General features: G+C 71.6%; 20 protein-coding genes and 1 riboswitch. Of the genes, 15 read left to right on the plus strand and 5 right to left on the minus strand.

The annotated features are described in order from the left end of the window. Positions 1-174 precede the first annotated feature (174 nt). The 4 genes from C3486_RS13760 to gcvT form a co-directional block, all read right to left on the minus strand. Positions 175-1,557, minus strand: coding sequence for an L-serine ammonia-lyase (locus C3486_RS13760; protein WP_103832959.1), 1,383 nt, complete (start codon positions 1,555-1,557; stop codon positions 175-177). A gap of 306 nt (positions 1,558-1,863) precedes the next feature. Beyond that, positions 1,864-3,126: a serine hydroxymethyltransferase gene (gene glyA / locus C3486_RS13765; RefSeq protein WP_103832960.1), complete on the minus strand. Its 1,263-nt coding sequence runs from the start codon at positions 3,124-3,126 to the stop codon at positions 1,864-1,866. 62 nt (positions 3,127-3,188) lie between these two features. Further along, on the minus strand, positions 3,189-3,566 hold the full coding sequence (gene gcvH / locus C3486_RS13770) for a glycine cleavage system protein GcvH (protein ID WP_103832961.1): 378 nt from the start codon (positions 3,564-3,566) through the stop codon (positions 3,189-3,191). 129 nt (positions 3,567-3,695) lie between these two features. Beyond that, a complete protein-coding gene (gene gcvT / locus C3486_RS13775; protein WP_103832962.1) occupies positions 3,696-4,820 on the minus strand; it encodes a glycine cleavage system aminomethyltransferase GcvT in 1,125 nt (374 codons plus the stop codon). A 152-nt stretch (positions 4,821-4,972) separates the two neighbouring features. Next, positions 4,973-5,069, minus strand: a riboswitch (glycine riboswitch). A gap of 208 nt (positions 5,070-5,277) precedes the next feature. Between gcvT and C3486_RS13780 the strand changes: the two genes are divergently transcribed. The 11 genes from C3486_RS13780 to C3486_RS13830 all read left to right on the plus strand — a co-directional run bounded on the left by C3486_RS13780 (position 5,278) and on the right by C3486_RS13830 (position 18,232). Further along, a complete protein-coding gene (locus tag C3486_RS13780; RefSeq protein ID WP_374936867.1) occupies positions 5,278-5,985 on the plus strand; it encodes an AAA family ATPase in 708 nt (235 codons plus the stop codon). 106 nt (positions 5,986-6,091) lie between these two features. Next, positions 6,092-6,916 carry an enhanced serine sensitivity protein SseB gene (locus tag C3486_RS13785; protein WP_103832996.1) on the plus strand — a complete coding sequence of 275 codons (825 nt, stop codon included), beginning with the start codon at positions 6,092-6,094 and terminating at the stop codon, positions 6,914-6,916. Between the two features lie 138 nt (positions 6,917-7,054). Next, the gene (locus C3486_RS13790; RefSeq protein WP_103832964.1) at positions 7,055-7,843 is read left to right on the plus strand and encodes an enhanced serine sensitivity protein SseB C-terminal domain-containing protein; all 789 of its coding nucleotides are present in this window, start codon (positions 7,055-7,057) and stop codon (positions 7,841-7,843) included. Positions 7,844-8,243: 400 nt separating this feature from the next. After that, complete coding sequence (locus C3486_RS13795; protein ID WP_103832997.1) at positions 8,244-9,242, plus strand: ABC transporter permease; 999 nt, start codon at positions 8,244-8,246, stop codon at positions 9,240-9,242. A gap of 75 nt (positions 9,243-9,317) precedes the next feature. Beyond that, positions 9,318-11,069: an ABC transporter substrate-binding protein gene (locus tag C3486_RS13800; RefSeq protein ID WP_103832965.1), complete on the plus strand. Its 1,752-nt coding sequence runs from the start codon at positions 9,318-9,320 to the stop codon at positions 11,067-11,069. Positions 11,070-11,140: 71 nt separating this feature from the next. After that, positions 11,141-12,151: an ABC transporter permease gene (locus C3486_RS13805; protein ID WP_103832966.1), complete on the plus strand. Its 1,011-nt coding sequence runs from the start codon at positions 11,141-11,143 to the stop codon at positions 12,149-12,151. Continuing rightward, positions 12,148-13,278, plus strand: a complete 1,131-nt coding sequence (locus tag C3486_RS13810) for an ABC transporter ATP-binding protein (RefSeq protein WP_181138538.1) — start codon at positions 12,148-12,150, stop codon at positions 13,276-13,278. The genes C3486_RS13805 and C3486_RS13810 overlap by 4 nt, the downstream gene beginning before the upstream one ends. Further along, positions 13,275-14,375 carry an ABC transporter ATP-binding protein gene (locus C3486_RS13815; protein ID WP_103832967.1) on the plus strand — a complete coding sequence of 367 codons (1,101 nt, stop codon included), beginning with the start codon at positions 13,275-13,277 and terminating at the stop codon, positions 14,373-14,375. The genes C3486_RS13810 and C3486_RS13815 overlap by 4 nt, the downstream gene beginning before the upstream one ends. A 114-nt stretch (positions 14,376-14,489) precedes the next feature. Next, positions 14,490-15,911, plus strand: a complete 1,422-nt coding sequence (locus C3486_RS13820; protein WP_103832968.1) for a M1 family metallopeptidase — start codon at positions 14,490-14,492, stop codon at positions 15,909-15,911. A gap of 142 nt (positions 15,912-16,053) precedes the next feature. Next, the gene (locus C3486_RS13825) at positions 16,054-16,899 is read left to right on the plus strand and encodes a thioesterase family protein (protein WP_103832969.1); all 846 of its coding nucleotides are present in this window, start codon (positions 16,054-16,056) and stop codon (positions 16,897-16,899) included. Between the two features lie 157 nt (positions 16,900-17,056). Continuing rightward, positions 17,057-18,232 carry a cysteine desulfurase family protein gene (locus tag C3486_RS13830; RefSeq protein WP_103832999.1) on the plus strand — a complete coding sequence of 392 codons (1,176 nt, stop codon included), beginning with the start codon at positions 17,057-17,059 and terminating at the stop codon, positions 18,230-18,232. Positions 18,233-18,330: 98 nt separating this feature from the next. Here the strand turns inward: C3486_RS13830 and C3486_RS13835 are convergent, their stop codons facing one another. Beyond that, entirely contained in the window at positions 18,331-19,023 is a 693-nt protein-coding gene (locus tag C3486_RS13835; RefSeq protein WP_103832970.1) for an N-acetylmuramoyl-L-alanine amidase, read from the minus strand. A gap of 100 nt (positions 19,024-19,123) precedes the next feature. Between C3486_RS13835 and mnmA the strand changes: the two genes are divergently transcribed. The 4 genes from mnmA (at position 19,124) to C3486_RS13855 (ending at position 23,316) form a co-directional block, all read left to right on the plus strand. After that, the gene (gene mnmA, locus C3486_RS13840; RefSeq protein WP_103832971.1) at positions 19,124-20,242 is read left to right on the plus strand and encodes a tRNA 2-thiouridine(34) synthase MnmA; all 1,119 of its coding nucleotides are present in this window, start codon (positions 19,124-19,126) and stop codon (positions 20,240-20,242) included. A 348-nt stretch (positions 20,243-20,590) separates the two neighbouring features. Then, a complete protein-coding gene (gene gdhA, locus C3486_RS13845; protein WP_374936868.1) occupies positions 20,591-21,898 on the plus strand; it encodes an NADP-specific glutamate dehydrogenase in 1,308 nt (435 codons plus the stop codon). A 60-nt stretch (positions 21,899-21,958) separates the two neighbouring features. Next, a complete protein-coding gene (locus tag C3486_RS13850; protein ID WP_103832973.1) occupies positions 21,959-22,501 on the plus strand; it encodes a TIGR00730 family Rossman fold protein in 543 nt (180 codons plus the stop codon). A gap of 125 nt (positions 22,502-22,626) precedes the next feature. Beyond that, a complete protein-coding gene (locus C3486_RS13855) occupies positions 22,627-23,316 on the plus strand; it encodes an SDR family oxidoreductase (RefSeq protein WP_103832974.1) in 690 nt (229 codons plus the stop codon). Positions 23,317-23,371: the final 55 nt, after the last annotated feature.

Genomic DNA, 23,371 nt, shown 5'->3' on the forward strand with positions numbered 1-23,371 from the left:
GTGGGAGCAGGGAAAGTCAGGCCGGGGGGCGGGGCGCGTAGCGCGCCACCAGCAGACCCAGCGATGCCAGCACGATCAGCGGTATGACGATCACCAGCCTCGCCTGCCCCGCTCATGCACGGCCATTCCGTGACGTGCGTCACAGATGAGTGTGTGCCGTGCCGGGCGGTGCGGTCAGCACTCGATGATGTTCACCGCCAGCCCGCCGCGGGCCGTCTCCTTGTACTTCACGGACATGTCCGCGCCGGTGTCCTTCATGGTCTTGATGACCTTGTCGAGGGAGACGTGGTGGCGGCCGTCGCCGCGCAGCGCCATGCGCGCGGCGGTGACGGCCTTGACCGAGGCCATGCCGTTGCGCTCGATGCACGGGATCTGGACCAGGCCGCCCACCGGGTCGCAGGTCAGGCCGAGGTTGTGCTCCATGCCGATCTCGGCCGCGTTCTCCACCTGCTCCGGGGAGCCGCCCAGCACCTCCGCCAGGCCGCCCGCGGCCATCGAGCAGGCCGAGCCGACCTCGCCCTGGCAGCCGACCTCGGCGCCGGAGATCGAGGCGTTCTCCTTGAACAGCATGCCGATGGCGCCGGCCGCCAGCAGGAAGCGGATCACGCCCTCCTCGTCGGCCCCGGGCACGAAGTTCATGTAGTAGTGCAGGACGGCGGGGATGATGCCGGCCGCGCCGTTGGTAGGCGCGGTCACCACCCGGCCGCCGGCCGCGTTCTCCTCGTTCACCGCCATCGCGTAGAGGGTGATCCACTCCATGGCGCGGGCCTGCGGATCGCCCTCGGCGCGCAGCGCGCGGGCGGCGTTGGCGGCCCGCCGGCGCACCTTCAGGCCGCCGGGCAGGATGCCCTCGCGGCTGGTGCCGCGGGCCACGCACGCCTGCATGACGTGCCAGATCTCCAGCAGCCCGGCCCGGATCTCCTCCTCGGTGCGCCAGGCCTTCTCGTTCTCCAGCATCAGCGCCGAGATCGACAGGCCGGTCTCCCGGGCGAGCCGCAGCAGCTCGTCGCCGGTGCGGAAGGGGTACTTCAGCACCGTGTCGTCCAGCTTGATCCGGTCCGCGCCGACCGCGTCCTCGTCGACCACGAAGCCGCCGCCGACCGAGTAGTAGGTCTTCTCCAGCAGCGGCGCGCCGTGCCCGTCGTACGCGAAGAGGGTCATGCCGTTGGCGTGGTACGGCAGCGAGCGGCGCCGGTGCAGGATGAGCTCGGTGGACTCGTCGAAGTCGATCTCGTGCGCGTCGCCTATCTCGGCGTCCAGCAGCCGCAGCCGCTTGGTGGTGCGGATGCGCTCGACCATGTCGTCGGCCTTCTCGACGTCCACGGTGCGCGGCGAGTGGCCCTCCAGGCCGAGCAGGACGGCCTTGGGGGTGCCGTGGCCGTGGCCGGTGGCGCCGAGCGAGCCGAACAGCTCGGCCCGTACAGAGGTGGTCTGCGCGAGGAGGCCGTCCTTCTTGAGGCGGCCGACGAACATCCGCGCCGCGCGCATCGGGCCGACCGTATGGGAAGAGGACGGGCCGATGCCGATGGAGAACAGGTCGAAGACGGAGATGGCCACGGTGGCGGACTCCTTTGTCGGCTCGTGGTGGGCGGTCGTGCGCGGGCGTGCGGAAAGCACGCGCCGGTGGGGAGGAGGCCGGAGGGCCGAAGAAGTGTGACGTTTCTGCGCCGGCGGACGGTCAGCGCCGGTTGTCGAAGCGGTACCGGTTGTCGAGCGTAACGCGCTTCCGGGGCGACCCGGGCATTCACGGGCGAACCCGTACGTGACGTCGCCGGCTCCGGCGGAGGCCGGGCGGCCGCGCACACCACGGGCCCGGGACATCCTGCCCCGGGCCCGTGAAGCCCGTGCGACCGCGCGGTGGCGTTACTTGCCCAGCGAGGGGTACAGCGGGTGCTTGTCGGCCAGCGCGGTGACGCGGGCCTTCAGGGCAGCCGCGTCGTACTCCGGCTTCAGCGCGAGCGCGATGATGTCGGCGACCTCGCGGAAGTCCTCGGCCTGGAAGCCGCGGGTGGCCAGGGCCGGGGTGCCGATCCGCAGGCCGGAGGTGACCATCGGGGGCCGCGGGTCGTTCGGGACCGCGTTGCGGTTGACCGTGATGCCGACCTCGTGGAGGCGGTCCTCGGCCTGCTGCCCGTCCAGCTCGCTGTCGCGCAGGTCGACCAGGACCAGGTGCACGTCGGTGCCGCCGGACAGCACGTTGACGCCGGCCTCACGCGCGTCCGGGGAGGTCAGGCGCTCGGCGAGGATGCGGGCGCCCTCGACGGTGCGCTGCTGGCGCTCCTTGAAGTCCTCCGAGGCGGCGACCTTGAAGGAGACCGCCTTGGCCGCGATCACGTGCTCCAGGGGGCCGCCCTGGAAGCCCGGGAAGACCGAGGAGTTCAGCTTCTTCGCGAAGTCCTTCTTGGCGAGGATGATGCCGCCGCGCGGACCGCCGAGCGTCTTGTGCGTGGTGGAGGTCACGATGTCGGCGTACTCGACGGGGTTCGGGTGCAGACCCGCGGCGACCAGGCCGGCGAAGTGCGCCATGTCGACCCACAGGTACGCCTCGACCTCGTCGGCGATCCGCCGGAACGCCGCGAAGTCCAGCTGGCGGGGGTACGCCGACCAGCCCGCGATGATCACCTTCGGGCGGTGCTCCTTGGCCAGCTGCTCGACCTCGGCCATGTCGACCAGGCCGTCGGCGTCGACGTGGTAGGGGACCACGTTGAACTGCTTGCCGGAGAAGTTCAGGCGCATGCCGTGCGTGAGGTGCCCGCCGTGCGCCAGGTCCAGGCCGAGGATGGTGTCGCCCGGCTTGGCCATCGCGAAGAGGGCCGCCTGGTTCGCGGAGGCGCCCGAGTGCGGCTGCACGTTGGCGTACTCGGCGCCGAACAGCTCCTTGACCCGGTCGATCGCGATCTGCTCGGTGACGTCGACGTGCTCGCAGCCGCCGTAGTAGCGGCGGCCGGGGTAGCCCTCGGCGTACTTGTTGGTGAGGACCGAGCCCTGGGCCTCCATGACGGCGGCCGGAGCGAAGTTCTCCGACGCGATCATTTCGAGGGTGGACTGCTGACGGTGGAGTTCGGCGTCGACAGCGGCGGCGACGTCGGGGTCGAGCTCATGGAGGGAGCTGTTGAGAAGCGACATGAGTCTTCCTGGGTGGGAGCCTCCGAGGGGCCCGCGGCCCCTCGGCACGGCGGGCGGGCAGGTCAGCCGGCGGTGAAGGCGGTGTACTCGTCGGCGGAGAGCAGGTCCTCCGGCTCGCCGCTCAGCTTCACCTTGAACAGCCAGCCGCCCTCGAAGGGGGCGGAATTCACCAGCGACGGGTCGGCCACCACGTCCTCGTTGATCTCCGTGACCTCACCGTCGACCGGGGAGTAGAGATCGCTGACGGACTTGGTCGACTCCAGCTCGCCGCAGGACTCGCCCGCGGTGACGGTGTCGCCGACCTCGGGGAGCTGGGCGTAGACGACATCGCCGAGCGCGTTGGCCGCGTGCTCGGTGATGCCGACCGTCGAGACGCCGTCCTCGGCGGCCGACAGCCACTCGTGCTCCTTGCTGTAGCGGAGCTGCTGGGGGTTGCTCATGGTTCGATTCTCCTGGATGCGCGGGAATGGTCGTGCAGAGGGTCTTGACAGGTGAGACGCGACTGCGTCACTTCTACCGGCCGGACGGCCGCCGTGCGGTGATTTTCCGGGCCGGAGCGTGCCGTACGGTCACTTCTCCCGCTTGTAGAAGGGGAGCGCGACCACCTCGTACGGCTCGTGCTTGCCGCGGATGTCCACCGCCACCCCCTTCGTCCCGGGCTCGGCGTGCGCCGCGTCCACGTAGGCCATGGCGATCGGCTTCCCGAGGGTGGGGGAGGGGGCACCGGAGGTGACGGTGCCGATGGCGGTGCCCTCCGCGTCCACGACGGGGTAGCCGGCGCGCGGCACCCGGCGGCCCTCGGCGATCAGGCCGACCAGCTTGCGCGGCGGGTTCTGCTCGGCCCGCTCGGCGGCCGCGGCCAGCGCGTCCCGGCCCACGAAGCGTCCCTCGTTGCCCGCCTTCTCGAACTTCACGACCCGGCCGAGCCCCGCGTCGAACGGCGTCAGGGAGGTGGACAGCTCGTTCCCGTACAGCGGCATGCCGGCCTCCAGGCGCAGCGTGTCGCGGCAGGACAGGCCGCAGGGGATCAGGCCCGCGTCCTTCCCGGCCTCGGTCAGCGCCTCCCAGAGGGTGACCGCGTCGGCGGGCCGGACGAACAGCTCGAAGCCGTCCTCGCCGGTGTAGCCGGTGCGGGCGATCAGCGCCTCGGTGCCCGCCACCGTGCCGGGCAGGCCCGCGTAGTACTTCAGCCCGTCCAGGTCGGCGTCGGTGAGGCTCTTCAGGATGCCGGCGGACTCCGGGCCCTGGACGGCGATCAGCGCGTACGCGTCGCGGTCGTCCCGCACGGCGGCGTCGAAGCCGGCCTGGCGGGCGGTGAGCGCGTCCAGCACGACCTGGGCGTTGGAGGCGTTGGCGACGACCATGTACGTGGTCTCGGCGAGCCGGTAGACGATCAGGTCGTCCAGGATGCCGCCGTCCTCCTGGCAGATCATGGTGTACCGGGCCCGGCCCGTCGCCAGCTTGCCGATGTTGCCGACCAGCGCGTAGTCCAGCAGGTCGGCGGCCTGCGGCCCGGTGACCGTGATCTCGCCCATGTGCGAGAGGTCGAAGAGGCCGGCGCGGGTGCGGACGGCGACGTGCTCGTCGCGCTCGCTGCCGTAGCGCAGCGGCATGTCCCAGCCGGCGAAGTCGGTCATGGTCGCGCCGAGCGCGCGATGCGTGGCATCGAGCGCCGTACGACGGGGTTCACTCATGGCTGCGGGCTCCCGGGATGGACGACAGGGACGTATCGGACGTCTCCCCATCTGTCATCGGAACCTGAGAGGTTCACCGACAGCCCCCGACCGGGGCCTCGGCTTGCACCTTGGGTGGGGCCGCACCGGTGCGGCCCGCTTTTCAGATCTGCCTCGTCCGCGCAGTACAGGGGCCTGAGAGATTCAAGGGAGGACTTGCTCCTTCGGCGCCCCGCCGTGGCCTGGCGGGAACTCTCCCGCGCGGATTCAAGCGGCCGGTATGCAGTTGGCGCCGGCGTCGGTCACGGCGTCCGGCGCGCACATCATTGCACGGGATCGCCGGATGCAGGAGCCCCGGCCCGCTGTGCCCGCCGTGACACGGGTGAACCCGCCATGACCTGCTCTCCGCTTGAAGCTCATTACCTTTTCTTGACACTCTGCGGGTAAGGGGGCGGCAGTGAACGGAACGGGGAGGGCGATCACGGTGCAGAGGCAAGCCGTATGCGCGACGTCGGCGGGGACCGTGCGCGGCGCGGTCCCGCGCCGCGCACGCGCTCCGAAAGCGGTGGTACGCCCGGGCCGCGGCGCCCGGGTGACGGACCTGCGCGGCACGGAGGAGGGCGACCGGGAGGTCCGTGAGCTGCGCTTTCCCGCCCGCGGCCTGGTGGTCGTCTCGGGCCTGCCGGGCAGCGGCAAGAGCACGCTGATGCGGCGCGTGGTCCCGGCGCTGGACCGGGCGGGCGCGCCCGTCCACCGCATCGACTCCCAGGACGTCCGGGAGCGCTGGGAGGCCGGCCGGCTTCGCGCGCTGCCGTACGCGGTGGTCCGGCCCCTGGTGCGGTGCGCGCACTACTACGGACTGCGGCGGGCACTGCGCTCCGGCGACAGCGTGGTCGTGCACGACTGCGGCACGCTCGCCTGGGTGCGCCGCTGGATCGCGCGCACCGCCCGGCGGGACGGCCGCGAGCTGCACCTGCTGCTGCTCGACGTGCCCGCCGAGGTGGCCCTGTCGGGCCAGCGGGCGAGGGGGCGCGGGGTGTCCGGCTACGCCTTCGCGCGGCACCGGCGCGCGGTGCGCCGGCTGCTCGCCGCGGCCCGGTCGGCGCGGCTGCCGAAGGGATTCACGGCGACGGTGCTGCTGGACCGGCGGGCCGCCGACGCGCTGGAGCGCACGACGTTCGGCTGACGGGGCCGCGTGCTTCGGTGCCGGTGTGAGACGGGCCATGAGGAACCCGCCGGTCGGACGCTAGGGTTTTCGACCAGGCAGTGCGGTACGAAGCGGGTGGGTGACCATGGACATTCCGGAGCAGAGCATCCCAGGTCAGGGCGTTTACGAGCAGGGCATTCCGCAGTTGGCCTGGCCGGCCAACGAGCTGGAGGAGGTGCTCGCTGCGTCGGTCGGTCATCCCGGGGCCGGTGCCCGGATCGTCGAGGTGCTCGGCCGCAGCCGGATCTGGGTGCCGCTGCCCAAGGGCGGCGGCCCCGACGACGCGGGCTTCGGCCGGCCGGGCCTCGACCTGCCCACCGTGGAGCTCCCCGACGGCCTGGCGTACGTCCCCGTCTTCAGCTCCGAGCAGGAGTTCCTGCGGGTCGCCGGGGAGTACATGTCGTACACGGTGGCGCCGGCCCGCGAGTTCGCCCGCGGCCTCCCGCCGAAGATCGGGATCGCGGTGAACCCGGACGGCACGGTCGGCGTCCCGCTGCCGCCGCCCGCCGTGGCCGAGCTGTGCCGCGGCGACGTCCCCCGCGAGGGCCTGCCCTCCGGCGGCCGGGTGCGGCTGTACGAGCCGGACTGGCAGGACGAGCCGGTGGACTTCCTCGCCGCGGCGGGGCTGGAGTTCTCCGGCGTACCGCACGTGACGACCGCCCGCCGCTGCCTGGCGAACATCGAGGGCGACGCGCCCACGCTCTTCGTCGGCGTGCAGGTCGCCGACCCGGCGGCCGCCCTCCAGGACCAGACCCAGCGGGACGTGGCGCTCGAGGCGCTGGGCCGGGCGCTCGGCGCGGTGCCGGTGCCCTGGCCGGTACAGCTGGTGATGCTGGACATCGCGCAGGACCCGGTCGTCGACTGGATGCTGGAGCGGGTGCGCCCGTTCTACGCGCAGGGGCAGGTCTAGCGCCGGGCGGCCCGCGCGCCGGGGCCGGTCGGCACGCGGGGCCCGCCGGGGCCGGTCCGCCGCGCGACCCGGCCCGTAAGCTGGTGGGATACCGGGCGGGCGCCCCCACGTGCCCGCCGAGAGAAGGGACGGGGACACGTGAGCGCGGGTGCGCATCAGGGAGCGGCGGCCGGCCAGGTCGAGCAGGTGCTGCAGCAGGTCTCGCCCGGCCGGTACGACGCCTACGAAGCGCTGCTGCAGGCGCTGTCCGGCGGCCAGGTGTGGATGCTGCTGTGGCAGGGCAGCGCCGGGTCCCCCGATGCGCAGTACGGGAACATGGAGGTCGACGGGCTCGGCTACGCGCCGTGCGTGACCTCCCCCGCCGAGCTCGCGGCCAGCGGCTGGACCCGGGCCCACGAGGTCGTGCCCGGCGCCGAGATCGCCGCGGCCCTCTACCCCGACCGCTGGGGCCTCTGGCTGAACCCGCACGCGCCCGGCGGCGGCGTCGGCATCCCCTGGCTGGACCTGCGCCGGATCGCCGGCGGCCTGGACCGGCTGCCCGCAGGGCCCCTGCGGATCACCGAACCGGCCGTGGAGATCCCGCAGTTCTACGCCCTCCTCGGGCAGAACGCGCACCGCACGCCGGCCGTCCGCTCGCTGCGCCGCGCCTGGGTGCAGCCCGCGCTCGGCGTCCCCTACCTGGCGATCGGCCTGGATCTGTACGACACGGGGCGGGCCGCCGTGGAGTCGGTACGGCTGATGATGCAGCAGTCCATCGGCGCGGTTCCGGAGGGGCTGCCGGTCTCGACGGTGGCGATGGACGACGAGTACGACCCGGTGGGCATGTGGATGCGCGCCTACTCGCGCCCCTTCTTCGACCGTGGGGCGCACGGCGCGGCCCCCGCACCGGCCGCCTCGTACGGGTACGGATACCCCCGCCCCTACTGACGCCACGCCCGGCCCGTGCCCGGCGGCCGCCGCGGGCTCCCCGTACGCCGCGCTGTGCCGAATTGCCCCCGTGTGTACCGGTGTTGAGGCCGTCTAGAAGGGCCGCGCAAACCGCTCAGCCGTCCGTGTTGTCCGTATAACGGAACGCCGAGGCGCACATCACAGTTGCGCATCCTTTCCCCGGCAGGACTGGTGACTGATCGCGAGTCGGATGAAGACTCCCGCAGCAGGGTCTAGACCCTGTGTGCGACAAGCAGCTCGACCTGTCGCGCGGACATCCGAAAACCGATGAACGACCTCCGGACCGTCCGCCGGCGTGCACACCAGTGATGTGAACCGAGCCGCCGAAGCGGCGGGCGTGGGCCGGCCGCAGGGCGGGCCGAGAGGGGTCAAGGGCACCGTGACCGCACCGATCGAGACCACCGGGGCGGCTGCTGAGGCGCAGCCGGAAGCGGTGCTGGAAGGCGTCGGGAGCAAGCGGATCGAAGGCCGTTCGCTCGGCCAGATCGCGTGGTTGCGCTTCAAGCGCGACAAGGTCGCGGTGGCCGGTGCCATCGTTGTCATCCTGCTGATCGTGGTCGCCGCGCTCTCCCGGCCGCTCCAGTCGCTCCTCGGCCTGGACCCGAACGAGCCGCATCAGTCGCTGATCGACCCCAACACCACCCTGCCGCTCGGCGACTTCGGCGGCATGAGCGCGGACCACCCGCTCGGCGTGGACCCCAAGTTCGGCCGCGACCTGCTCGCGCGCGTGCTGGAGGGCTCCTGGGTCTCGCTCATCGTGGCGTTCGGCGCGACGCTGCTCTCGGTGGCCATCGGCACGGTCCTCGGTGTCGTCGCGGGCTACTACCGCGGCCGGGTGGACGCGGTGATCAGCCGGATGATGGACGTCTTCCTGGCCTTCCCGCTGCTGCTCTTCGCCATCGCGATTTCCGCCTCGCTCCAGGGCGGTGCCTTCGGCCTGGAGGGCCTGCCGCTGCACATCTCGGTCCTGATCTTCGTGATCGGCTTCTTCAACTGGCCGTACATGGGCCGCATCGTGCGGGCCCAGACGCTGTCCCTGCGGGAGCGCGAATTCGTCGACGCCGCCCGGGGGATGGGCGCACGCGGGCCGTTCATCCTCTTCCGGGAGCTGCTGCCGAACCTGGTGGGGCCCATCGTGGTGTACTCCACGCTGCTGATCCCCTCCAACATCCTCTTCGAGGCGGCGCTCAGCTTCCTGGGTGTCGGTATCCAGCCCCCTCAGTCCTCGTGGGGCGGGATGCTCAACCAGGCGGTCAAGTACTACGAGGTCGACCCGCAGTACATGCTCGTCCCCGGCCTCGCGATCTTCGTCACCGTACTCGCGTTCAACCTGCTCGGTGACGGCCTGCGGGACGCGCTGGACCCGCGCAGCCGCTGAGCCGCACCGGCAGCGCCCGGGCAGTCCCGGCAGTTCCACCGAAGTTTCCGACGAACGAAGGGGAAACCGACCATCATGCGAAGGTCAGTTCCGGTCGCGGCGATCGCGGCCATATCCAGTGCGGGCCTTTTGCTGGCCGGCTGCAGTGGCGGCAAGGGCTCGGACGACGGGCAGTCCGCGGCGAACGCCGCCACGAAGGGCATCGTCAACGCCTCGAACGAGAAGGGCGGGACGGTCAACTACGCGATCAGCGACGCCCCCGAGTCCTTCGATCCGGGCAACACCTACTACGCCTTCATCTACAACTTCAGCCGGCTGTACGCCCGTCCGCTGACCACCTTCAAGCCGGCCCCCGGCCAGAAGGGCAACGAGCTGGTCCCGGACCTCGCCGAGTCGATGGGCAAGGCCACCGACGGCGGCAAGACGTGGACGTACAAGCTGCGCAAGGGTGTGAAGTACGAGGACGGCCGGGAGGTCACCTCCCAGGACGTGAAGTACGCGGTCGAGCGCTCCAACTTCGCGCGTGACGTGCTCTCCCTCGGCCCGAACTACTTCCAGCAGTTCCTGGAGGACAAGGACAAGTACAAGGGTCCGTACAAGGACAAGTCCAAGGCCGGGCTGAAGTCCATCGAGACGCCGGACGACCACACGATCGTCTTCCACCTGAAGAAGCCGTTCGCGGAGTTCGACTACCTGGTCTCGGCGCCGCAGACCGCGCCGGTCCCGCAGGACAAGGACAAGGGCGCTGACTACACCAAGTCCGTCCTGTCCACGGGCAGTTACAAGTTCCAGAGCTACCAGGAGGGCAAGCAGCTCGTCCTGGTGCGCAACCCGCAGTGGTCCGCCAAGACCGACCCGCTGCGCAAGCAGCTCCCGGACAAGATCGTCCTGAAGATGAAGGTCGCCCAGTCGACCATCGACAAGGACCTGCAGTCCGGGAACACTCACATCGACCTCGCCGGGCGCGGCGTGGACGGCCAGACCCAGGCCCAGCTCCTGACCGACCCCAAGGAGAAGGCCAACACCGACAACGCGCTCGGCCAGCGCCTGGTCTACACGGCGATCAACACCAAGGTGAAGCCGTTCGACAAGCTGGAGTGCCGCCAGGCCGTCCAGTACGCGATCGACAAGAAGGCCGTGCAGACCTCGCTCGGCGGCCCGATCCGCGGTGACATCGCCTCCACCGTCCTGCCGACGGACATCCCCGGGTACAAGAAGTTCGACCTGTACCCGCAGAAGTACGACGCCAAGGACAAGCTGGACCTGACCGAGGCGCGGAAGAAGTGGAAGGAGTGCGGGGCCGGCAACGTCGACACCACCATCCTCGCCCGCTCCGACCGGCAGGACGAGGTCGACGCGGCCACCACGGTCATCGACTCGCTGAAGAAGATCGGCATCAACGCCAAGATCCAGCAGTACCCGACCAGCAAGTACTTCTCGGACTACGCCGGCGTGCCGAAGTTCAACAAGAAGAACAACGTCGGTCTGATCATGATGCAGTGGGGCTCGGACTTCCCGACCGGCTACGGCTACCTGCAGCAGATCCTGAACGGCAAGGCGATCAGCCAGTCCGGCAACACCAACCTCTCCGAGCTGGACGACCCGGAGATCAACAAGCTGCTCGACTCCGCCATCGCCAACACCGACCAGGCCGCGCGCGAGAAGGCGTACGCCGAGATCGACAAGAAGACGATGGAGCAGGCGGTGATCGTGCCGCTGACCTACTTCAAGGTGCTGATGTACCGCTCGCCGGAGGCCACCAACCTGGTGTCCACCTCCGCCTTCAGCGGCCAGTACGACTACCTCAACGTCGGCGTCAAGAAGTAGCAGCCCCGGAAGGCAGGTGAAGGCATTGGTGCCCGCCGGCGGCGGCCGGCGGGCACCGACGCCGCAGTCCCGTGTTCTCGTACATCATCCGCAGGTTGATCAGCGCAGTGATCCTGCTGCTGATCGTCAGCGCGGTCACCTTCGGCATCTTCTTCGTGCTGCCGAAGCTGGCCGGGCAGTCCACCGACCAGCTCGCGCAGCAGTACATCGGCAAGGCCCCCACGCCCGCGGACATCGCCGCGGTGAAGAAGAACCTCGGCTTGGACAAGCCGGTGTACGAGCAGTTCTGGGACTTCCTCAAGGGCATTTTCGCCGGCGTCGACTACAGGTTCGGCCCTGAAGTGGCGCACTGCCACTTCCCGTGCTTCGGCTACTCCTTCAAGACCCACATCGAGGTCTGGCCCGAGATCCAGTCCCGGCTCCCGGTGACCCTGTCGCTGGCCGCGGGTGCCGCCGTGGTCTGGGTCGTCTCCGGCGTGGCCACCGGCGTGCTCTCCGCGCTGCGGCCCGGCTCCCTCTTCGACCGCGCCGCGATGGGCGTGGCGCTGGCCGGCGTCTCGCTCCCCATGTTCTTCACCGGCGCCCTGGCGCTGGCCCTGTTCACCTACCAGTGGCCGATCTTCGAGCGCAGCGACTACGTGCCGCTGCTGGAGGACCCGTTCGGCTGGGCGCGCACCCTGGTACTGCCCTGGGTGACCCTCGCGTTCCTCTACTCGGCGCTGTACGCGCGGCTCACCCGGGCCGGCATGCTGGAGACGCTGAACGAGGACTTCATCCGCACCGCGCGCGCCAAGGGCCTGCGCGAGCGCAAGGTCGTCGTCCGGCACGGCCTGCGCGCCGCGCTCACCCCGATCATCACCGTCTTCGGCATGGACCTCGGTCTGCTGCTGGGCGGTGCGCTCATCACCGAGCAGGTCTTCTCGCTCCAGGGCGTCGGCGCCTTCGCCGTCCAGGCGATCACCGCCAACGACCTGCCCAACATCCTCGGCGTCACCCTGCTCGCCGCCTTCTTCATCGTCCTGTGCAACCTGGTGGTGGACGTCCTGTACGCCGCCGTCGACCCGCGGGTGAGGCTCTCGTGACCGACTCCGATGACCTGACGAGGACCGCGCCGGCGGCCGGGTCGGCGGCGCTCGCCGAGCCGGTGGCCGAGGGCGGCGCGGCCCCCACCGCCTTCCTCGAAGTACGCGACCTCAAGGTCCACTTCCCGACCGACGACGGCGTCGTGAAGTCCGTCGACGGGCTCTCCTTCAAGCTGGAGAAGGGGAGGACCCTCGGCATCGTCGGCGAGTCCGGCTCCGGCAAGTCCGTGACCTCGCTCGCCGTGATGGGCCTGCACCGGGCCTCCCGGCAGCAGCGCAGCAAGGTGCGGATGTCCGGCGAGATCTGGCTGGACGGCAAGGAGCTGATCGGCGCCGACCCGGACGAGGTACGGCGGCTGCGCGGCCGCGAGATGGCGATGATCTTCCAGGACCCGCTGTCCGCGCTGCACCCCTTCTACTCCGTCGGCAGCCAGATCGTGGAGGCGTACCGCGTCCACCACGACGTCGACAAGAAGACCGCGCGCAAGCGGGCCGTCGAGATGCTGGACCGGGTGGGCATCCCGCAGCCGGACAAGCGGGTGGACGACCATCCGCACCAGTTCTCCGGCGGCATGCGGCAGCGCGCGATGATCGCGATGGCGCTGGTCAACAACCCCGAGCTGCTGATCGCCGACGAGCCGACCACCGCGCTGGACGTGACCGTCCAGGCGCAGATCCTGGACCTGATCCGGGACCTGCAGAAGGAGTTCGGCTCGGCGGTCATCATCATCACCCACGACCTCGGCGTGGTCGCCGAGCTCGCGGACGACCTGCTGGTGATGTACGGCGGGCGGTGCGTGGAGCGCGGCCCGGCCGAGAAGGTCTTCTACGAGCCGCAGCACCCCTACACCTGGGGTCTGCTCGGCTCGATGCCGCGCATCGACCGCGAGCAGACCGACCGCCTGATCCCGGTCAAGGGGTCCCCGCCCAGCCTGATCAACGTCCCCTCCGGCTGTGCCTTCAACCCGCGCTGCCCGTACGCCGACGTGCCGAAGGACAACCTCACCCGTACGGTCCGCCCCGAGCTGCGCGAGGTAGCCGGCGGGGGAGGCCACTTCTCCGCCTGCCACATGGAGCCCGCGGAGCGGGAGCGGATCTGGACCGAAGAGATTGCGCCGAAGCTGTGACCGAGACGACTGGCGAGAAGAACACGACGGCGGCCCCGGCGGAGCCCGACGGCACCGCGGCCGCGCCCCTGCTGAAGGTGCGCGGCCTGGTCCGGCACTTCCCGATCACCAAAGGGCTGCTCAAGCGCCAGGTCGGCGCGGTGCAGGCGGTCGACGGCATCGACTTCGACGTGCACCCGGGCGAGACGCTGGGCGTGGTCGGCGAGTCCGGCTGCGGCAAGTCCACGATGGGCCGGCTGATCACGCGGCTGGACGAGCCGACCGGCGGCACCATCGAGTTCGAGGGCCGGGACATCACGCACCTGTCCACCGGCGGGATGCGCCCGATGCGCCGCGACGTCCAGATGATCTTCCAGGACCCGTACGGCTCGCTGAACCCGCGGCACACCATCGGCGGCATCGTCGGCACCCCCTTCCGGCTCCAGGGCGTCGAGCCCGAGGGCGGCGTGAAGAAGGAGGTGCAGCGGCTGCTGGAGCTGGTGGGCCTGAGCCCGGAGCACTACAACCGGTACCCGCACGAGTTCTCGGGCGGCCAGCGGCAGCGCATCGGCATCGCCCGCGCGCTCGCGCTCAAGCCCAAGCTGGTCGTCGCCGACGAGCCGGTCTCCGCGCTGGACGTCTCCATCCAGGCCCAGGTCGTGAACCTGATGGACGACCTCCAGGAGGAGCTGGGCCTGACGTACGTGATCATCGCGCACGACCTCTCGGTCATCCGGCACGTCTCGGACCGGATCGCGGTGATGTACCTGGGCAAGATCGTGGAGCTGGCGGACCGGTCCTCGCTGTACGAGGCGCCGATGCACCCGTACACCAAGGCGCTGCTCTCCGCCGTCCCGGTGCCGGACCCCAAGCGGCGCACCAAGCGGGACCGCATCCTGCTCAAGGGCGACGTGCCCTCGCCGATCAACCCGCCCTCGGGCTGCCGCTTCCGCACCCGCTGCTGGAAGGCGACGGAGGTCTGCGCGACGACCGAGCCGCCGCTGGTGGCGCTGCGCACCGGTCACCAGGTGGCCTGCCACCACCCGGAGAACGCGCCGGACGCGGCCGCGCCCGACGGCGCCGCCGGCCGGACGCCGGAGCCGACCGGCAAGGAGTAACGGACCGCCGATTCTGATGAGTTGGCAAAGTGACGGGTGTGGCGGAACGGGAGAGTGCAGAGTCGGCACGGTTGTTCGACAAGCATCCGTGTGTGCGAAGGGATCGGCTCACCCATGGCACTCTCCCGTTCAGCACGTGGCACCCGCTCGGCCCGCCGCAGAACCCGGCTGCTCGCGGCGGCCATCGCCACCGCAGCAGCGTGCACCGTCGCCGCGGCGCCCGGCGCCTCACCCGGCGCCCCCGGCGCGGGCGACCCCTACTTCCCGCACCTGGGCAACGGCGGCTTCGACGCCCTCCACTACGACCTCGGCGTCAGCTACGACCCGGACACCGACCGCCTCGACGGCCGTACGACGATCACCGCCCGGGCCACCCAGTCCCTCAGCTCCTTCGACCTGGACCTGCAGCAGCTCGACGTCACCTCCGTACGGGTGAACGGCGCGCCGGCCCGCTTCACGCGCTCCGGCGACGAGCTCACGGTCACCCCGCGCACGGCGCTCCGCGAGGGGCGGCGGTTCACCGTGCGCGTCGTCTACGGTGGCGTCCCCGAACCGCTCGGCGGCCCGATCGTCTTCGGCTCGAAGTACGGCTGGATGAAGACGCCGGACGGCGTCTTCGTCGCGTGCGAGCCGAACGCCGCCTCCACGTGGTTCCCCTCCAGCGACCACCCGGGCGACAAGGCGACGTACGACATCCGCATCGACGCGCCGAAGGGCCTGACCGGCGTCTCCAACGGCCGGCTGGTCGCCTCGTACGAGAAGCGCGGCCGCTCCTACGCGCACTGGCGCGAGTCGCGGCCGATGGCCACCTACCTCGCCACCGCCACCATCGGGAAGTTCGACGTGCGCACCGGGACCACGCCCGGCGGCATACCCGTGTACGTGGCCACCGACCCGACGCTGCCCAGCGGCGGCGTCGACTTCTACGCGGTCACCTCCGAGGCGACGGACTACTGGTCGCAGGTGTTCGGCCCGTACCCCTTCGAGGAGACCGGCGCGATCGTCGACGACATGCCGGACGCGGAGTTCTCCCTGGAGACCCAGACCAAGCCCGTCTACTCCGCCGTGCGCGACGAGTCCACCATCGTGCACGAGCTGGCCCACCAGTGGTTCGGCGACTCCGTCTCCGTGGCCACCTGGCGGGACATCTGGCTGAACGAGGGCTTCGCCACGTACGCGCAGTGGCTGTGGAACGAGCACAAGGGGCGGGCCACCGCCCATGACGCCTTCCGCAAGGCGTACGCGGCCCGGCCGGCGGGCTCCGACTTCTGGAAGGTCGAGGTCGCCGACCCGCAGCGGGACACGATGTTCGCCTCGGCGGTGTACCAGCGCGGCGCCATGACCCTGCAGGCGCTGCGCGAGCGCATCGGCGACAAGGCGTTCTTCGAGCTGCTGCCGGCCTGGACGCGGGCGCACCGCTACGGCAACGCCACCACCGCGCAGTTCATCGCGCTGGCGGAGCGGATATCGGGACAGCAGCTGGACGACCTCTTCCACACCTGGCTCTCCACGGACAGCCGCCCGGCGCTGCCGTAGCCGTAGCGGGTGCCGGACCGGTGGGGGCGACGGGGCGGACCTCGTCGCCTCTCCCGGGTCGCCTCTGCCGGTGCGGGGCTGCCGGCTTGGCTCCGCCTGCCCCCTCTACCGGTCAGTAATATTTCCCTGTACCGTGCACCGTATGGCACAGGTGACCATAGGTAACAGCGAGTTCGACCGCGACACGGCGGTCGTCCGCCGCTCTCCCGGCGTCTACGACGCCGAGCTCTCCGCCGGCTGGACGATCATCCACGCGGTCAACGGCGGCTACCTCCTCGCGCTGATGGGCCGCGCCCTGGGCGACGCGCTGCCGCACCCGGACCCGATGACGGTCACCGCGCACTACCTCACGGCGTCCACGCCGGGCCCCGCCGTCATCCGGACCGAGGTCGTCCGTACCGGCCGCACCATGTCCACCGGCACCGCCACCCTCGTCCAGTTCCAGGAGGACGGCAGCGAGGTCGAGCGGATGCGGGTACTGGCCGCCTATGGCGACCTCGACGCGCTGCCGGACGACGTCCGGACCACCGCCAAGCCGCCCGCCATGCCGGCGCGCGAGGAGTGCTTCGGCGCCGACGCCGCGCCCGGCGGCCGCCCCGCGCTCCCGGGCAGCTCGGCGATCACCGCCCGGCTCGACGTCCGGCTGGACCCCGCGACCTGCGGCTGGGCCATCGGCGCTCCCAGCGGCAACGGCGAGATGCGCGGCTGGTTCGGCCTCGCCGACGGCCGCGACGCCGACCCGCTCTCGCTCCTTCTCACGGTCGACGCGCTGCCGCCGACCGCCTTCGAGATGGGCCTGAAGGGCTGGGTCCCCACCGTGGAGCTCACCACCCACATCCGCTGCCGCCCGGCTCCCGGGCCGCTCCGGGTCTCCATCACCACCCGCAACCTCGCCGGCGGCTTCCTGGAGGAGGACGCCGAGGTCTGGGACGCCGACGACCGCCTGGTGGCCCAGTCCCGCCAGCTGGCACGCGCACTGCTGGACTGATCCGGGGCCGCTCAGCGGCGCTTGCCGGCCGTGGTCCTGCCGGGTGCCGGGCAGCGGTTCCGTGGAGCGCCCGGCTGTGGTGTTGTGGAGGGTGCCTCCGCGCGCCGGGTGTGCGCTCCCGGTGCGCCCCTCGGCAACTCGTAGAATCGTGCGCACCATGGTTTACCTCGACCACGCCGCCACCACCCCGATGCTGCCGGAGGCGGTGCAGGCGATGACCGCCCAGCTGACCGTCACCGGCAATGCCTCCTCGCTGCATGCCGCCGGCCGGCGTGCCCGCCGTACCGTCGAGGAGGCCCGGGAATCCCTCGCCGCTTCGCTCGGCGCCCGCCCCAGTGAGGTCGTCTTCACCGCGGGCGGCACGGAGGCCGACAACCTCGCCGTCAAGGGCCTGTACTGGGCCCGCCGGGACGCCGAGCCGTCCCGCACCCGCCTGCTCGCCAGCCCCGTCGAGCACCACGCCGTCCTGGACGCCGTCGAATGGCTCGCCGAGCACGAGGGCGCGCGCGTGGAGTGGCTGCCGGTCGACACGTACGGACGGGTGCACCCCGACGCGTTCCGCGCCGCGATCGAGTCCGGGGCCGGCCCCGACGACGTCGCGCTCGCCACGGTCATGTGGGCCAACAACGAGATCGGCACGGTCCAGCCGGTCCGCGAACTGGCCGCCGTGGCGAACGAGTTCGGCATCCCGCTGCACGCCGACGCGGTGCAGGCCGTGGGCCAGGTGGAGGTGGACTTCGGGGCCAGCGGGCTCGCCGCCATGACCGTCTCGGGCCACAAGATCGGCGGCCCGTACGGCATCGGGGCGCTGCTGCTGGGCCGCGCGTACGCGCCCGTGCCCGTGCTGCACGGCGGCGGCCAGGAGCGGCACGTCCGCTCCGGCACCCTCGACACGCCCGCGATCGCCGCCTTCGCCGCGGCCGGCCGGTACGCCGTGGACCACCGAGAGGAGTTCGCGCGCGAGGTCGGCGCGCTCCGCGACGAGCTGATCGAGGCCGTACGGGCGGCCGCGCCCGACGCCGTCCTCGGCGGCGACCCCGACCCGGCGGGCCGCCTCCCCGCCAACGCGCACTTCTCCTTCCCCGGCTGCGAGGGCGACTCGCTCCTCCTCCTGCTGGACGCCCAGGGCATCGAGTGCTCCACCGGCTCCGCCTGCACGGCCGGCGTCGCCCAGCCCAGCCACGTCCTGCTCGCCACCGGCATGGCCCCCGACCTGGCCCGCGGCACCCTCCGCTTCTCCCTCGGCCACACCTCCACGAAGGAGGACGTGGCGGCCCTCGCGGAAGCGATCGGCCCGGTCGTGGAACGGGCCAGGAGCGCGGGGCTCAGCTGACCCGCCGGCGGGCAGCCGCGACCACTCGCCCCCGCCGCTGACGGAGCCGCGCGCGGGGCGCCCAGTCACTGACGGGGCCGCGCGCGGGGCACCGGCGGCTAGGCCGGGGCCCGCCCCGGGCTCTTGCCCTTGCCCGGATTGCGGGACAGGGCCTCCTTCACCAGGTCCATGTACCGATCCCAGTCCCAGAGCGGGCCGGGGTCGGTGTGGTCGGCACCCGGCACCTCCACGTGCCCCATGATGTGCGTTCGGTCCGCCGGGATCCCGTACCGCGCGCAGATGTCCGCGGTCAGCCGCGCCGACCCCGCGTACATCGCGTCCGTGAAGTCCTGCGGCCGGTCGACGAACCCCTCGTGCTCGATGCCGATGCTGCGCTCGTTGTACTCCCGGTTGCCCGCGTGGAAGGCGACGTCCAGCTCGCGGACGGTCTGCGCGACGTGCCCGTCCTTCCGCACGACGTAGTGCGCGGCCGCGCCGTGCGCCGGATTGCGGAAGACGCGCAGGGCGGTGGCGTAGCTGCCCTGGACGACGTGGACCACCACCCGGTCGATCACGTAGTCGTCGGGGCGGTCGGCCCGCCGCCAGTTCGCCCCGGACGCGGCGGACCACTGCGCCTCGCGGTAATCGACCTCACCCGGCTTCCGCGGCTTCTCCTGGCCCGGCAGCCGCCACCACCACCGCGCCAGCTGCTCGTGCGCCGCCAGTCCGGCGGCCGCCACCGCTGCCGACCCGCCGATCAGCACCGCGCGGCGGCCGATGCCTCTGCGGGCCGTGTGATCACCGTCTCCCATGCGCTGAACAACGCTCACCCCCCGGCTCCCGGTTCCGCCCGGCGGCCGGTGACCTTCCCCTTCCACCCGTGTCAGCGGTTCCGTCTACTCTGGAAGGGCTATGACTGACGCTCCCCGCCGCCTCCGTGTCCTCGCCGCCATGTCCGGCGGTGTCGACTCCGCCGTCGCCGCCGCCCGCGCCGCCGAGGCGGGCCACGACGTGACCGGCGTGCACCTCGCGCTCTCCGAGAATCCGAAGTCCTTCCGCACGGGTGCGCGCGGCTGCTGCACCATCGAGGACTCGCACGACGCCCGGCGGGCCGCCGACGTCATCGGCATCCCCTTCTACGTCTGGGACCTCGCCGAGCGGTTCCGCGAGGACGTGGTGGACGACTTCGTCGCGGAGTACGAGGCGGGCCGCACGCCCAACCCCTGCCTCCGCTGCAACGAGAAGATCAAGTTCGCCGCGCTCCTCGACAAGGCCCTCGCGCTCGGCTTCGACGCGGTCTGCACCGGCCACTACGCCAAGGTGATCACCCGCGAGGACGGCAGCCGCGAGCTGCACCGCGCCTCCGACATGGCCAAGGACCAGTCCTACGTCCTCGGCGTCCTGGACGAGCGCCAGCTCGCGCACGCCATGTTCCCGCTGGGCGACACGGTCACCACCAAGGCCGAGATCCGCGAAGAGGCCGCCCGCCGCGGCCTGTTCGTCGCCAAGAAGCCCGACAGCCACGACATCTGCTTCATCGCCGACGGCGACACCCAGGGCTTCCTGGCCAAGCGCCTCGGCAAGGCGGAGGGCGACATCGTCGACGAGACGGGCAACGTCCTGGGCAGGCACGAGGGCGCGTACGGCTACACCATCGGCCAGCGCAAGGGCCTGCGCATCGGCACCCCGGCCCCGGACGGCAAGCCGCGCTACGTCCTGGACATCTCCCCGGTGGACAACACCGTCACCGTCGGCCCCGCCGAGGCCCTGGACGTGACGGCCCTCACCGCCATCCGCCCCCGCTGGTGCGGCAGGCCCCCCGCCGGCCCCGGCACGTACACCGCCCAGCTCCGCGCCCACGGCGACGAGACCGAGGTCACCGCCGAGCCCACCCCCGACGGCCTCACCGTCACCTTCGCCACCCCTGCCCGCGGCGTCGCCCCCGGCCAGGCCATCGTCCTCTACGACGGCACCCGAGTCGTCGGCTCGGCAACCATCGCCACGACCACCCGCGCGACGGCGGCGGTATAACCGACCTCCTCGGGCCGGCCTGCCCTCCATGACCGCACGGCCCCGCTGAGGGCCCGTATCTCTGCTGCCCTGCCGGTGTCCCGCCGCAGGGTCAGTGCGCGCTGCCCGCTCGCCTGTCCCCTCTCCGCCCCTTTCCGCCCGGTATTGGGGGAGACGATCGTCACAGCGTGAAGATGTGCCGGGGTTCTCAAAGAGGCCGGGTGTGGGACGTGTTGGCCGGGAACATAGGGTCGCGGGGGCGACGGGACGACAACGGCTGCTGATCGAAAGGGAGTCAACGTGACCGTGCATACGGAGGAGAACCGCGCCGGGGTCCATGGGGCCGGGCCGGCTGCGCTCCACGCCGAGCTGGTCCGGCGCAACCCCGGGGAACCGGAGTTCCACCAGGCCGCACTGGAAGTACTGGAGACGCTGGAGCCGGTGCTCTCCGCCCGTCCCGAGCTCGCCGACGCCCGCGTGCTGGAGCGGCTGGTGGAGCCGGAGCGGCAGATCATGTTCCGGGTGCCGTGGCTGGACGACCGGGGCCGCGTGCAGGTCAACCGGGGCTTCCGGGTGGAGTTCAACAGCGCGCTCGGCCCGTACAAGGGCGGCCTGCGCTTCCACTCCTCGGTCAACCTCGGCATCGTGAAGTTCCTCGGCTTCGAGCAGATCTTCAAGAACGCGCTGACCGGCCTGAACATCGGCGGCGGCAAGGGCGGCAGCGACTTCGACCCGCACGGCAGGTCGGACGCCGAGGTCATGCGGTTCTGCCAGTCGTTCATGACCGAGCTGCACCGCCACCTCGGCGAGCACACGGACGTCCCCGCCGGTGACATCGGCGTCGGCGGCCGCGAGATCGGCTACCTCTTCGGCCAGTACCGGCGGATCACCAACCGCTGGGAGGCCGGCGTCCTCACCGGCAAGGGCCTGGGCTGGGGCGGCTCGCTGGCCCGCACCGAGGCCACCGGGTACGGCAACGTCATGTTCACCGCCGAGATGCTGAAGCAGCGCGGCGAGGACCTGGACGGCCGGCAGGTCGTGGTCTCCGGCTCCGGCAACGTCGCGATCTACAGCATCGAGAAGGCCCAGGCCCTCGGCGCGAACGTGCTGACCTGCTCGGACTCCGGCGGCTACGTGGTGGACGAGAAGGGCATCGACCTCGACCTGCTGAAGCAGATCAAGGAGGTCGAGCGCGGGCGCATCAGCGAGTACGCGGAGCGGCGCGGCTCCTCGGCGACGTACGTGCCCGGCGGGTCCGTGTGGGACGTGCCCGCCGACGTGGCGCTGCCCTCGGCCACCCAGAACGAGCTGGACGAGGACGCGGCGCGCGTCCTGGTGCGCAACGGCGTGAAGGCGGTCTCGGAGGGCGCGAACATGCCCACCACGCCGGGCGCGATCGCGGTGTTCCGGGAGGCCGGGGTGGCCTTCGGGCCCGGCAAGGCCGCCAACGCGGGCGGCGTCGCGACCAGCGCGCTGGAGATGCGGCAGAACGCCGCACGCGAGACGTGGACCTTCGAGCGCACGGAGGGCGAGCTCGCGGCCATCATGCGCACCATCCACGACACCTGCTTCGAGACCGCGGAGCGCTTCGGGCACCCGGGCGACTACGTGACGGGCGCGAACATCGCCGGCTTCGAGCGGGTCGCCGACGCGATGCTGGCGCAGGGCCTGATCTGACGGCTGCCACGAGGAGCGGGCGGGGGACGGCCGTCCCCCGCCCGCCCTTATGGTTGCGGTATGAACATTTGCGTCTTCTGCTCCGCCGCCGACCTCGACGAGCGCTACACCACACCCGCCCGCGAGTTCGCCGAGCTGATCGGCAGGGGCGGCCACGCGCTCGTCTGGGGCGGCTCGGACACCGGCCTGATGAAGGTCATGGCCGACGGCGTGCAGGAGAACGGCGGCCGGCTCATCGGCATCTCGGTGGAGTTCCTGGCCCACAAGGCACGCGCGGGCGCGGACGAGATGGTGATCACCGCGGACCTCGCCGAGCGCAAGGCCGCCCTCCTCGCCCGCGCCGACGCCATCGTCGTGATGGTCGGCGGCACCGGCACGCTGGACGAGGCCACCGAGATCCTGGAGCTGAAGAAGCACGGGCTGAACACCAAGCCCGTCGTCATCCTCAACACCAACGGGTTCTACGACGGCCTGCGGCAGCAGTTCCAGCGCATGGAGGAGGAGAACTTCCTCCCCGTGCCCCTCACCGAGCTGGCCTTCTTCGCCGAGGACGGCGTCGGCGCGCTGGCCTACCTGGAGGAGCAGGCGGGCGTCCGGGCCTGACGCGCCCGTAGGGCCCGCGGCCGCGGCGTACGGAGGCGGGGGCACCGGACGTACCCCCTCGTGTCCCGCCCCGTACGTCCCCCTTGTGCGGACCTGTCGGCGGACCTGTCGTTAGGATCGCCCCCATGGGTACGCACTTGATCACCGGCGCAGGATCGGGCATCGGGACGGCGGTCGCGCGGCGGCTGGCCGACCGGGGCGAGGAGCTGTGGCTGCTGGCCCGGGACGCTGGCCGCGCCAAGGAGCTGGCCGAGCAGTTCCCCGGGGCCCGCACGGTCGTCGGTGACCTCGGCGTCCCCGAGAAGCTCGCCTGGGCGCTCGGCCACCAGACGCTGCCGGACCGGCTGGACTCCGTCCTGCACATCGCCGGCGTCGTCGAACTGGGTGCGGTCGCCGACCTGCCCGCCAAGAGCTGGCAGCGCCAGCTGACCGCCAACCTGGTCGCGCCGGCCGAGCTGACCCGCCTCTTCCTGCCGCAGCTGCGGCTCGCGCAGGGCCACGTGGTCTTCGTGAACTCCGGCGCCGGGCTGCGCGCGAACCCGCAGTGGGGCGCGTACGCGGCCAGCAAGCACGGCCTGAAGGCGCTCGCCGACGCGCTGCGCGCCGAGGAGCACGAGAACGGCGTCCGCGTCACCTCCGTGTACCCGGGCCGCACCGCGACCGCCATGCAGGCCAGCGTGCACCAGCAGGAGGGCAAGGAGTACGACCCGTCCCGCTGGATCGACCCGGAGTCGATCGCGACGACGGTGCTCACCGCGCTCGACCTGCCCCGCGACGCGGAAATCACCGACCTGTCGGTACGCCCGGGCCGCTGAGCCCGCGCGGTGCCGCGCGCCACGCGCGCCCGGCCCCGGAGAACCGCGGCGCCCG

The sequence above is a fragment of the Streptomyces sp. Ru73 genome, from assembly GCF_002920575.1.
Taxonomy (GTDB): domain Bacteria; phylum Actinomycetota; class Actinomycetes; order Streptomycetales; family Streptomycetaceae; genus Streptomyces.